Source organism: Streptomyces sp. NPDC007901 (assembly GCF_042959465.1).
Taxonomy (GTDB): domain Bacteria; phylum Actinomycetota; class Actinomycetes; order Streptomycetales; family Streptomycetaceae; genus Streptomyces.
The window spans coordinates 733,168-745,448 of the sequence record NZ_JBIBKW010000003.1; the positions used below are offsets into that span (position 1 = coordinate 733,168).

7 protein-coding genes are annotated in these 12,281 nt (G+C 71.5%); 5 read left to right on the forward strand and 2 right to left on the reverse strand.

The window, feature by feature from the left end; translation table 11 throughout:
• The first annotated feature begins 36 nt into the window (after positions 1–36).
• The 4 genes from ACFZDK_RS13600 (at position 37) to ACFZDK_RS13615 (ending at position 10,447) form a co-directional block, all read left to right on the forward strand.
• Positions 37–4,995, forward strand: coding sequence for a DNA repair ATPase (locus ACFZDK_RS13600; protein WP_390972199.1), 4,959 nt, complete (start codon positions 37–39; stop codon positions 4,993–4,995).
• 187 nt (positions 4,996–5,182) lie between these two features.
• Entirely contained in the window at positions 5,183–7,732 is a 2,550-nt protein-coding gene (locus ACFZDK_RS13605; protein WP_390972200.1) for an ATP-binding protein, read from the forward strand.
• 166 nt (positions 7,733–7,898) lie between these two features.
• Positions 7,899–9,146, forward strand: coding sequence for a cation:proton antiporter (locus ACFZDK_RS13610; RefSeq protein WP_390972202.1), 1,248 nt, complete (start codon positions 7,899–7,901; stop codon positions 9,144–9,146).
• Complete coding sequence (locus ACFZDK_RS13615; protein ID WP_390972204.1) at positions 9,143–10,447, forward strand: SLC13 family permease; 1,305 nt, start codon at positions 9,143–9,145, stop codon at positions 10,445–10,447. The genes ACFZDK_RS13610 and ACFZDK_RS13615 overlap by 4 nt, the downstream gene beginning before the upstream one ends.
• 21 nt (positions 10,448–10,468) lie before the next feature.
• On the opposite strand, the gene ACFZDK_RS13620 is transcribed toward ACFZDK_RS13615, so the two are convergent.
• Positions 10,469–10,951, reverse strand: coding sequence for a CBS domain-containing protein (locus ACFZDK_RS13620; RefSeq protein ID WP_390972205.1), 483 nt, complete (start codon positions 10,949–10,951; stop codon positions 10,469–10,471).
• 245 nt (positions 10,952–11,196) lie between these two features.
• On the opposite strand from ACFZDK_RS13620, the gene ACFZDK_RS13625 reads away from it, so the two are divergent.
• Positions 11,197–11,772, forward strand: coding sequence for a TerD family protein (locus ACFZDK_RS13625; RefSeq protein ID WP_390972207.1), 576 nt, complete (start codon positions 11,197–11,199; stop codon positions 11,770–11,772).
• A 9-nt stretch (positions 11,773–11,781) separates the two neighbouring features.
• Here the strand turns inward: ACFZDK_RS13625 and ACFZDK_RS13630 are convergent, their stop codons facing one another.
• Positions 11,782–12,060: an STAS domain-containing protein gene (locus ACFZDK_RS13630; RefSeq protein ID WP_390972208.1), complete on the reverse strand. Its 279-nt coding sequence runs from the start codon at positions 12,058–12,060 to the stop codon at positions 11,782–11,784.
• Between the last annotated feature and the right edge of the window lie 221 nt (positions 12,061–12,281).

The window sequence follows — 12,281 nt, forward strand, 5'->3', positions numbered from 1 at the left end:
GACCACGCATCTACGACGACCTGCTGAGAGGCATTCATGAGCACCGGCCAGGACACCGGGACGTACGAGGCTCCAGGCATCGACAGGCCGGACATCGGCACGCGCGCAGCCGCAGCTACCGATGCCCCGGACATCGGCACGCGCGGAGCCGCAGGCACCGACACCTCGGACACCGGCGCCTATGAGGTGCTGCGTGCCCGGCTCACCGCCCAGGCCGGGGAACTCGCCCGCCGAGCCGAGGCCCTGAACGTCCGCCGTACCGAGGAGTTCGGCTCGACCCGCCTCGAACTCGCCGGCACCGGACAGCTGAGCACCGGGCACGCCAGTGTGCCCCGCGACCTCGTCGCCGTCGGCGACACCCTCCTCCTCGGCCACAACCCCGGGCCCGGAGGCCCGGCCGGTGACGTCTTCGCGCTCTTCGACCGGGACCTGAACCGGCTGCCCGACGACGCCGTGCCCGGCCTGCTCGACGACCCGGCGTTCGTCCGCGAGATGGCCGACCTCCACCGCTACTACCGCCAGGCCCGGCTGCTCCGGCTCCACCGGGTGGACGGCAAGCTGCTCGCCGTCTTCCAGACCGGCGAGCGGGCTGCCGACATCCGCGTCCTGCGCTGGGCACTCACCGACGACGGCCGGGCGTCGTTCGTGGACGCGCGCGGCGACCGCGACCACGTCCTGCCGCGCTCCCACGACGTCGAGTGGACCGCGACGACCCGTGAGGACCACGTCCTGGGCCGCCACCCGCACGTCTCCGTCGAAGGCGAGGTCTTCGTCGACACGCTCGGCGGGACGCTGACCGTCAAGGTCGAGAACGACACCGAGACGGACGAGGGTATCCACTCCGAGCCGGTCGACGAGCCGCTGCAGTCCCTCGCCGACGCGGACATCGCCTACGCCCGCGTGGGCTCGCTGGTCCTGCTGCGGATCCGCCCCTACAAGGAGGACTCCGACCGCCATCTGGTCTTCAACACGCTGACCAGGACAGTCGTCCGCCTGGACGGCATCGGCCTGGCCTGCCGTCGTCTCCCCGAGGACCAGGGCGTCGTCTTTCCCGGAGGCTACTGCCTGGCCACGGGCGCCCACCGGACGTACGACCTCGACATCGCGGACCTGGAGTTCGAGCGTGAGGTGCGCTCGCCGAACGGCGAGGACGTGTTGTACGCCTTCCACGCGCGCGTGACGGGCCGCAGCCTGCTGCTGTCGTACAACCTGATCCGCAAGGAGGTCGCCGCCCCGCTGTCCTGCCACGGGTGGGCGCTGTTCGACGACGGCACGCTGCTGGTCCTGCACGCCGCCGATGGCGATGAGCCCCGGCGGCTGCACCCGCTCCAGCTGTGGAACTCCCCGTACGTCTCCGACACGCACGCGGCCGCGCAACCCCCCGCCGCCGGACCGCTCGCCCGGATCGGCAACGCCGACCTGGTGCGCGGCATCGCCGACTGCCTGTCCATCACCCGCGCGGCCGCCGAGTCGACACCGACGACCGAGGTGTACCAGGCACTCGCCGCCGCGTGTGTCCGCGCGGCCGACGTCCACCATTGGCTGGGCGACCCGGAACTCGGCGACCTGAACGAGCCGCTCGCACAGGTACGCGCCACGGCCGAACAGGTACTGACCGAGTTCGCGACCGTCCAGTCCCTCACCCGCCAGGCCGCCGCCGCACTCACCGAGGCCGATGCCCGGATCGCTGCGGTCGTACGACGCCTGCGCGGCGAGGCCCCGCGCGGCGCCGCTGCCTGGGTCGCCGGCCTGACCGAACTCCGCCACGCCCAGGGGCACCTGCTCACCCTCAGGGACATGCGGTACGCGGACACCGCCCGCATCGACGAACTGGCCACTGCCACCGAGGCCGACCTCGCCGCCTTCGGCCGGCGGGCCGTCACCCACCTGGCCCGTGAGGATGCCTTCGCCGAGCACCGGGCGGACGTCGAGCGGCTCACCGCGGACGCCGGGGCGATCGGCGCGGTCGCCGAGGCCGTGCCGCTCTCCGCGCGCCTCGACCAACTCGCCGACGGGCTGCGGACGGTGACCGAGGTGGTGGCCGGGCTCGACATCGGCGACGCCACCGTGCGCACAGCCGTCCTGGAACGGATCGCCGAAGTCCTCGGCGGTCTCAACCGCGCCCGCGCCACCCTCGACGGCCGCCGCCGCGACCTCCTCGACCGCGAGGGACGTGCCGCGTTCGCCGCCGAGTCCGCCCTGCTCGGCCAGACCGTCACCGGCGCGCTCGCCGCCGCCGGCAGCCCCGAGACGTGCGACGAGCAACTCGCCCGGATTCTCGTGCACATCGAGGACCTGGAGTCCCGGTTCGCCGAGTCCGACGACTTCCTCGCCACACTCGCCGACAGGCGCGACGAGGTCCACGAGGCGTTCGCCGCCCGCAAGCAGAGCCTCGCCGACGCCCGCGCCCGCCGCGCCGAACGCCTCGCCGACTCCGCCACCCGCGTCCTCGGCACGCTGACCCGGCGCGCCGCGACCCTCGTGGACACGGACGCCGTCACCACGTACTTCACCTCCGACCCGCTGCCCGCCAAGATCCACCGCGCCATCGGCGAACTGCGCGAACTCGGCGACCAGGTGCGGGCGGAGGAACTCGAGGGCCGCCTCAAGGCAGCCCGCCAGGAGGCCCTGCGTGCCCTGCGCGACCGCGGCGACCTGTACGCCGACGACGGCCGTACGCTCCGCCTGGGCACCCACCGCTTCGCCGTGAACACCCAGCCCCTGGAACTCACCCTGGTCCCGCACGGCGACGGCCTCGCCTTCGCCGTCACCGGCACCGACTACCGCGCGCCGGTCACCGATCCGGATTTCGCGGCCACCCGCCCCTACTGGGACCGCCCGCTGCCCTCGGAGTCCCCGGAGGTCTACCGCGCCGAGCACCTCGCCTCCCGGCTCCTGGACGAGCACGGCCCGGCCGCGCTCGCGGTGGCCGACCTGCCCGACCTGGTCCGGCAGGCGGCGGAGGCGGCATACGACGAGGGGTACGAGCGGGGCGTCCACGACCACGACGCCGTACTGATCCTCAAGGCCCTGCTGCGCCTGCACGACGGCGCAGGCCCGCTCCGCCACCAGCCCGCCGCCCGCGCCGCCGCCCAGCTGTTCTGGGCCCACGCCACCACCGCCCACGAGCGCACGACCTGGACCCGCCGGGCCTGCTCCCTGGCCCGCGCACGCGACACCTTCGGCCTCGCCCCGGCCATCGCCGACCTGGAAGGGGAACTGTCGGCGGCGATCGGCGGCCCGACCGCGACCGCCGCCGCCCGCTACCTCTTCGAGGAACTCACCTCGGGCCCCGACGGGTTCGTCATCAGTACCGGCGCCCGTACGCTGCTCGACAAGTTCCGCCATGCCGTGGGTACTTCGGCGTACGACGACGACCTCACGACCCTCGGTCCCCTGGCCGACCGCCGGCAAATCGTCGAGGCGTGGCTGACGTCGTACACCACGGCAACCGGGGTGGACATCGACCCCGGCGACCTGGCGGAAGCGGTGGCGGCCGAGCTCTGCCCGGATCTGCCCCGGTACGACTCCGACGCATCGCTGACCGGGACCGTCGAAGGGCTGCTGGGCACCCACCCGCGCATCAGCCGCCGTACGCTCACGGTCCGGATCGACGAACTCCTCGCCCGCACCCGAGAGTTCCGCACCCACGGGATCCCCAAGCACCGCGCCTACCAACGGCGCCGCACGGCACTGGTGGCCGCCGAGCGTACGCGGATCCGGCTGGACGAGCACCGGCCGCGGGTGCTGCCGACGTTCGTCCGCAACCGGCTCATCGACGAGGTCTACCTGCCGCTGATCGGGGACAGCCTCGCCGGACAGCTCGGCACCACCGGCGGGACGAAGCGCACCGACACCGGCGGCCTCCTCCTGCTCGTCTCCCCGCCCGGCTACGGCAAGACGACCCTCGTCGAGTACGTCGCCGACCGCCTCGGCCTGCTCCTGGTCAAGGTCGACGGCCCGGCGCTCGGGCCCGCGGTCACCTCGCTCGACCCCGCCGAGGCCCCGAACGCCACCGCCCGCCGGGAGGTCGAGAAGATCAACTTCGCGCTGGAGGCCGGCAACAACACCCTTCTCTACCTGGACGACATCCAGCACACCTCGCCCGAACTGCTGCAGAGGTTCATCCCGCTGTGCGACGCCACCCGCCGCATCGAGGGCGTACGGAACGGCGAGCCGCACACCTACGACCTCAGGGGCAAGCGCTTCGCCGTCTGCATGGCCGGAAACCCCTACACCGGGTCCGGCGGCCGCTTCCAGGTCCCCGACATGCTCGCCAACCGCGCCGACGTGTGGAACCTCGGCGACGTCCTGACGGGCAGGCAGGACGCCTTCGCACTCAGCTTCGTCGAGAACGCCCTGACCGCCAACCCGGACCTCGCCCCGCTCGCCGGCCGGGACCGCACCGACCTCGACCTGCTGGTCCGCATGGCGGAGGGCGACCCCACAGCCCGCTCGGACCGCCTCGTCCATCCGTACCCGGCTGCCGAACTGGAGCGGATCCTGGCGGTGCTGCGCCATCTGCTGACCGCCAGGGAGACGGTCCTCGCGGTCAACGCCGCCTACATCGCCTCGGCCGCCCAGCCCGACGCCACCCGCACCGAACCGCCCTTCCGGCTCCAGGGTTCCTACCGCACCATGAACAGGATCGCCCAGCGCATCCAGCCGGTCATGGACCGCGCCGAACTCGCCGCCGTCCTCCACGACCACTACACCGCCGACGCCCGCACCCTCACCTCAGGTGCCGAGGCCAACCTGCTGAAACTGGCCGAGCTGCGCGGCACGCTGACCGCCGAGCAGGCCGTGCGGTGGACCGAGGTGAAAGCCGCGTACGTCCGCACCCAGTCCCTCGGCGGCCCGGAGAGCGACCCGCTCACCCGCGCGGTCTCCGCCCTCGCACTGCTCGCCGACCGGATCGCGGCCGTCGAGACGGCGATCGACCGGGCCGCCACCCCCGGCACCCGGCACACGGCCGTGCGGGAGGAGAGAGAATGACGTCCTTCCTGATCCCCGTCGCGGCCGCCGTACTGATCGTGGCGGCTTGCACGAGCGCACTGGTGCGTCGGGACCGGCGTCGCATGGTGCGGGCGCATCGGGGCGGGTTCCCACATGAGCAAGACTGATCTGTAAACCCCTATGCGCCTGATCTCCGATGCGGGCCACGAAACACAGGGACGAGACGATGGGACGAGGCAGACTACGGATCTTTCTCGGTGCGGCACCGGGCGTGGGCAAGACCTACGCCATGCTGTCCGAGGCGCACCGGCGGGTGGAGCGGGGCACCGACTGCGTGGTCGCCTTCGTGGAGCACCACGAGCGGCCGCGTACCGAGGTGATGCTGCACGGCCTCGAACAGATCGCGTGCCGGGAACTGGAGTACCGGGACGCCGCCTTCACCGAGATGGATGTCGACGCGGTGCTGCGCCGCGCCCCTGCCGTCGCCCTGGTGGACGAACTCGCCCATACCAACGTCCCCGGCTCGCGGAACGCCAAGCGCTGGCAGGACGTCGAGGAACTGCTGGCCGCCGGCATCGACGTCGTCTCCACGGTCAACATCCAGCACCTGGAGTCGCTCGGCGACGTGGTCGAGTCGATCACGGGGGTGCGCCAGCGTGAGACCCTGCCGGACGAGGCGGTGCGCAGGGCCGACCAGATCGAGCTGGTCGACATGTCCCCGCAGGCACTACGGCGCCGGATGGCGCACGGCAACATCTACCAACCGGACAAGGTTGGCGCGGCCCTCTCGAACTACTTCCGGCCGGGCAACCTCACCGCCCTGCGAGAGCTGGCGCTGCTGTGGCTGGCCGACCGGGTCGACGAGCATCTTCAGCGGTACCGCATCGAGCATCAGGTCACCAGGATCTGGGGCTCTCGGGAGCGGATCGTCGTCGGCCTGACGGGCGGTCCCGAGGGCCGGACGCTGATCCGGCGGGCCGCACGGCTCGCCGAGAAGGGCGCAGGCGGCGAGGTGCTGGCCGTCTACATCTCCCGCAGCGACGGCCTGACCTCGGCCTCCCCGAAGGAACTCGCCGTCCAGCGCACCCTGGTCGAGGACCTCGGCGGCACCTTCCACCACGTCGTCGGCGAGGACATCCCGGCCGCCCTGCTCGACTTCGCACGCGGCGTCAACGCCACCCAGATCGTCCTGGGCGTGTCCCGGCGCAGAAGCTGGCAGTACGTCCTCGGGCCCGGCGTCGGCGCGACGGTCGCCCGCGAGTCGGGGCCCGACCTCGATGTCCACCTGGTCACGCACGACGAGGCCGGCAGAGGGCGCGGGCTGCCGACGGCCAGGGGCACGCAGCTCGGCCGGGGGCGGACGATCGGGGGCTGGGGGGTCGGTGTGGCCGGCCCGTTCCTGCTCACCCTCGTGCTCACGCACACCGGCACTGGGCCGGCTTTCACCACCGACGTCCTGGTCTTCCTGGCTCTTACCGTCGCGGCGGCCCTGCTAGGGGGGCTGCTGCCGGCACTCGCCTCGGCCGCCGCCGGGTGCCTGCTGCTCAACTGGTACTTCACGCCGCCGGTGCACACCTGGACCATCGCGGATCCTGAGAACGTCGTCGCCATCGTCGTGTTCTTCGCGGTCGCTGTCTCCGTCGCCTCGGTCGTCGGCCTGGCCGCCCGGCGGACCCGGCAGGCGGCCAGGCTGCGCGCCGAGTCGGAGATCCTGTCCTATCTCGCGGGCAACGTGCTGCGCGGCGAGACCGGCCTCGACGCGCTGCTGGAGCGGGTACGGGAGATCTTCGGGATGGAGTCGGCCACCCTGCTGGAGAGGTCGGGCGAGCACGATCCGTGGACCTGCGCGGGAAGCGTGGGCCCGCGCCCGTGCCGGAGCCCCGAGGACCCGGACGTGGACGTGCCGGCCGGTGACCACATGACCCTCACCCTCACCGGCCGGGTCCTGCCCGCCGAGGACCGCAGGGTGCTCGCCGCGTTCGCCGCCCAGGCCGCCGTGGTCCTGGACCGCCGACGGCTGCGGCAGGAGGCGGATCAGGCCCGGGCGCTGGCCGAGGGCAACCGCATCCGCACGGCGCTGCTCGCTGCCGTCAGCCACGACCTGCGGACCCCGCTCGCGGGAATCAAGGCGTCGGTGACGTCGCTGCGTGCGGACGACGTGGAGTGGTCGGAAGAGGACTGTGCGGAACTGCTGGCCGCGATCGAGGAGGGTGCCGACCGGCTCGACCACCTGGTCGGCAACCTGCTGGACATGTCGCGCCTCCAGACCGGTACCGTCACCCCGCTCATCGTCGAGGCGGACCTCGACGAGGTGGTCCCGATGGCGCTCCTCGGCATCCCCGACCCCGAGTCGGCCGTCACCCTCGACATCCCCGAGACCTTGCCCATGGTCGCCGTCGACAAGGGTCTGCTGGAGCGCTCCTTCGCCAACGTCGTCGAGAACGCGGTCAAGTACAGCCCCGACGGCGAGCCCGTCCTGGTCTCGGCCGACGCCATCGCCGAACGCGTCGAGGTCCGGGTCGTGGACCGTGGCCCGGGCATACCCGACGAGGCCAAGGAGTGCGTCTTCGAGCCCTTCCAGCGCCATGGCGACACTCCGCGCGGCGCCGGGGTGGGGCTCGGCCTCGCGGTCGCCCGCGGCTTCGCCGAGGCCATGGGCGGCACGCTCGTGGCCGAGGACACCCCGGGCGGCGGGCTCACCATGATCCTCACCATCCCTGTCTCAGTCGGCGCGGCAGGCGGCGCCGCCGACCGGACACCGGGAGCCGCCACGTAGCGCTGCGCGCCGCTCGTTGCCGGGTACCGGCAACCTGGCGTCCGGGACGGTGCGCGTATGCGTTCTGTCAAAGACGCATCAAGAACGGGTAGGGTTCCCAGCGGTGTGCCGGGAAGTCTGGTCGGCGAACAGAGGTGTTCTCTCTCTTCCGATCGGGGTGTGACCGGTGGTACTCGTCGCCGTCTTCGGGGTGGCGCTGCTGATCGCGGTGCTGCTCTCCGGGCTCGCCGCCCGCACCGTGCTGTCCACCTCGCTGCTCTTCCTCGTCGGTGGCGCACTGGTCAGCGACGGCTTCCTCGGGCTGATCCACATCACGCCGGACAGCGAGATCGTGTCGGTCACGGCCGATCTGGCGCTGTTCGCGGTGCTGTTCACGGACGGGCAGCACGTCTCCTTCGCCAAGCTGCGGACCAACTGGCTGGGCCCGGCCCGCGCACTGGGCCTGGGGATGCCGCTGGCGCTCGTCTTCATGGCACTGGTGACCCACTGGCTGGTGGGCCTGGACTGGACGACCTCCTTCCTGGTGGGTGCGGTCCTGGCGCCGACCGACCCGGTGTTCGCCTCGGCGATCGTGGGCCGCAAGGAGGTCCCGGCCAAGCTGCGCGAGTTGCTGAACGTCGAGAGCGGCGTCAACGACGGCATCGCCCTGCCCGTCGTACTGATCCTGATCGCCGCCGCCGGCCCCACCGCCGCCGGTCACACGGACGAGGCGTCGATCGGGCGGATCGCGCTGGAACTGGCCCTTGGCCTGGCCTTCGGCGTGCTGCTGCCGCTGCTGGTCAACTGGTTCGTTCGGTTCCGGCTGCTGGGCGCCGAGCCGAAGCTGCAGCCGCTGCTGCCGCTGGCCACCGGCGTCATCCTGTACGGCCTGTGCCACCTCACCCACGCCAACCCCTACCTGGCCGCGTTCTCCGCGGGCGCCGTGCTCGCCGCCGTCTCCCCGGAGGCGAAGGACGCGTTCGAGCCGCTGGGTGAGGCGCTGGCGGAGCTGGCGAAGTTCGCCGCGCTGCTGGTGTTCGGGGCGCTGCTGGCCCCGGGACTGTTCGCGGACCTGCCGTGGCAGGGATACGTGGCGGTGGTGCTGGCGATCGTGCTGATCCGCCCGGCATCGCTGCTGATCTCACTGACCGGAGCCCGGTTCGAGCGGCGGGAGAAGCTGACCGCCGCGTGGTTCGGGCCCAAGGGCTTCGCCTCGGTGGTGTACGGGCTGCTGGTGCTGCAGTCGGGCATCCCGCACGCCGAGGAGGCGTACACGCTGATCGCGGTGTGCATCGCCTTCTCGATCGTGGCGCACTCCAGTACCGACGTGCCCATCGCCCGCATGTTCGATGTCGAGGACCTGGTCGGCATCCCCGACGACGAGCCCGACCACGCAGACCGACAAGCCGAAACGGAGAGAAAGACCGCCGTATGAGCGATTGGCAGAGCTGGGCGGCCGTGGCCGTCTTCGTGGGCGCGTACGTGCTGATCATCAGCGAGCGTGTGCACCGGACGGCCGCGGCCCTCGGTGGCGCCGGACTGATGCTCGTCATCAGCGCCACAGACGACAAGGCGGCGTTCTACTCCGAGCACACCGGCGTCGACTGGAACGTGATCTTCCTGCTGCTCGGGATGATGGCGATCGTCGGCGTGCTGCGCCAGACCGGCCTGTTCGAGTACCTGGCGATCTGGTCGGTCAAGCGGGCCCGGGGCAGACCGTTCCGGGTGATGGCGATGCTGATACTCATCACCGCGGTGGCCTCGGCGCTCCTCGACAACGTCACCACCGTGCTGCTGGTCGCCCCGGTCACCCTGCTGGTTTGCGAGCGCCTCGCCCTCCCCTCCGCGCCGTTCCTGATCGCCGAGGTGTTCGCCTCCAACATCGGCGGCACCGCGACCCTGGTCGGCGACCCGCCCAACATCATCATCGCCAGCCGGGCCGGACTGACCTTCAACGACTTCCTGGTCCGCCTCGCCCCCATCGCCGCCGTTCTGACGGTGGTGCTGCTGGCGCTGTGCCGGGTGATGTTCCGCAAAGCGTTCGTGTACGACGAGGAGCGCGCCGCACAGGTCATGACACTGACGGAACGCGAGGCCATCCGCGACCCACGGCTGCTGTGGCAGGGGCTGGCAGTCCTGGCGCTCGTCGTCGCCGGCTTCGTCCTGCACCCCGTGCTGCACTACGAGCCGAGTGTGGTCGCCCTGCTCGGCGCCGGTCTGCTGGTCGGCGTGTCGAAGGTGGACACCCGGGAGGTCCTGGGCGAGGTGGAGTGGCCCACCCTCGCCTTCTTCGCCGGCCTGTTCGTGATGGTCGGCGCCCTGATCGAGACCGGGGTCATCGGCGACCTGTCCCGCGCCCTGGCGGACGCCACCGGCGGCCGGGAACTGGGCGCCACGCTCACCTTGCTGGGCGGTTCGGCGGTCCTGTCCGGAGTCGTCGACAACATCCCCTACGTGGCCACCATGGCGCCCATCACCGCCGACCTGGTCAAGGACATGGGCGGCGCGGCCGGCGGCCACCACGTGCTGTGGTGGGCGCTGGCCCTGGGCGCCGACCTGGGCGGCAACGCCACCGCGATCGGCGCCAGCGCCAACGTCGTCGTCCTCGGCATCGCCGAACGCAACCGGCAGCCCATCTCCTTCTGGCAGTTCACCAAGTACGGCCTCGTCGTCACAGCCGTGACCGTCCTGATCAGCGCTCTGTACCTGTGGCTGCGGTACTTCGCCCTGGCCTGAGCCGGCCGCCTGCGAGCCTGCTCAGGCGGTCGGCGTACTCGCCGCGCCCGCCTTGCCCAGGAGCTCGTGCAGCAGGTGCGAAGCGGTGACGACCCCGAGCAGACGAGTGCCGGCCTTGTCCTTCGTGGCGACGGCGACCATGGGGCTGCGCACCCGAGCCATCAGAGCGGCGACCTCCAGCGCGGTGTCGTCCGGGTCGGCGATCGGCGGCGCGGGAGCGGTACTCGACAGGCAGTCACCGACCCGGCGTCCGGCCAGCGCCTGGCAGAGCCGGTCGGCGTGCTGCTCGTCGACGACCGCCGCGAGCGCGGGGTCCTCGACGACGTATGCCGGGACCAGCACCTTGACCATCTGGGAGGCCGGAAGGATCGCCTTCGGCTCCCCCCGTTCGTCCAGCACGAGCAGCGCCGGCAGCTTGTGCTCGGCCATCAGCCGCGCCGCGTCCAGGGCGTCGCTGTCGACGCTCACCGACTGGTACTCCACCGCCAGATCACGTGCACGCACGTCCGGCTCCCGTCTTCCCGAATCATCCCTGTGTCGAGGTTCGTACCCGGTCCGCCCGGTGCGCCAGGTCATCGGGCAGAAACATACGCAACCTGAACACCATCAAGGGTGTCCCACGTCCTACCCTTCCCGATTGCCTGGTGAGAAGCGCGTCAAGGGAGCATCAATTCGCTGGTCACAGGCCATACTTCACGGGTGGGGGCCGACTGGGCCTTCAGCGGTCCGGTGCGGGGAGGCGACAACCGGTGAGCGGTGTCGGCGAGGGGCTCGACAAGGTCGAGGTGCGGCTGAAATGGGACCCGAGTCCTTTCGGGGAACCGCCCCGGCACCTCGACATCGTCGCCGCGACCTACTCCGCGGACGATCCCCACGGGCGGCCGGAGTACATCGTCCACTACGACAGCCGGTCACCCGACGGCACGATCAACATGACCCGGCACAGCCAGACCGGCCAGGGCTTCGGCTACGTCGAGGTGATGGTGCTGGAGCTCGACCGCCTCGCGGCCGCCTACGGGCGGGTCGTGGTGGGAGTGGTCATCCACCAGGACGGCGGACGCCGGACCTTCGGCGACATCCACAACGCCGGGGTGCTGGTCGTCCAGCGCTATGCCGAACTGCTGGCGGACGACTTCACGCAGGTCGCCGACTCCACCGCCACCACCGTGGCCGAGTTCGTCAGAAACGGCTCTGGCGGGTGGGAGATGCATGCGATGGTCGAGGGATCCGACAGCGACCCGGTGCCCTTCACCCTGGAGATGGGCAGCGTGCGCCCGCCCTGCAGCGGCCAGACCCCGGAGGAGCGTCCGGCGGGGACGGTCTGAGCGCCCCGATCAGGAACCGCCCCCTGGCTGGGCCGCCAGGACGCGGGCGATACCCAGCTGATCCGAGATCGACCGGGCGTGTTCGTCGGCGTGCGTGACGACCAGCCGGGTGCCGTGAGCGCGAGCGGCCCGCAGTGCGGCGAACAACGCTCTGCAACCGTCCGGACTGAGATACGTCACCTCGCCGAGGTCGATCTCCAGGACCCGCGGTCCCGCGTCGATCAGCCGGACCAGGCGCAGGCCGGTCGCCCTTGCGCTGCGGGTGTCGAGCTCACCGTGCAGTCGCACGACCTCGTATGCGGACGGGTCGCGTACGACCGACCGTCGAAGGATTCGGGGGAAACACGAGGGGAAGAAGCGCATCGGTGGCTCCGGGCAGCGGCAGACGTCCGCCGACCAGACTTCCCGGCACACCTTTTATAAACCATATCGGGCATGACTGCAGGGCGCCTGTTTCTGGACCGCGGGGCGAGCCGGGCGCTGCCGCAGTACGCATCGGAGAGGGACGG

What these genes read in the sequence shown, in the direction of transcription:
- ACFZDK_RS13600 (WP_390972199.1), top strand. Translation starts at nt 37, where the DNA reads ATGAGCACCGGCCAGGACACCGGGACGTACGAGGCTCCAGGCATCGAC.
- ACFZDK_RS13605 (WP_390972200.1), top strand. Translation starts at nt 5,183, where the DNA reads ATGGGACGAGGCAGACTACGGATCTTTCTCGGTGCGGCACCGGGCGTG.
- ACFZDK_RS13615 (WP_390972204.1), top strand. Translation starts at nt 9,143, where the DNA reads ATGAGCGATTGGCAGAGCTGGGCGGCCGTGGCCGTCTTCGTGGGCGCG.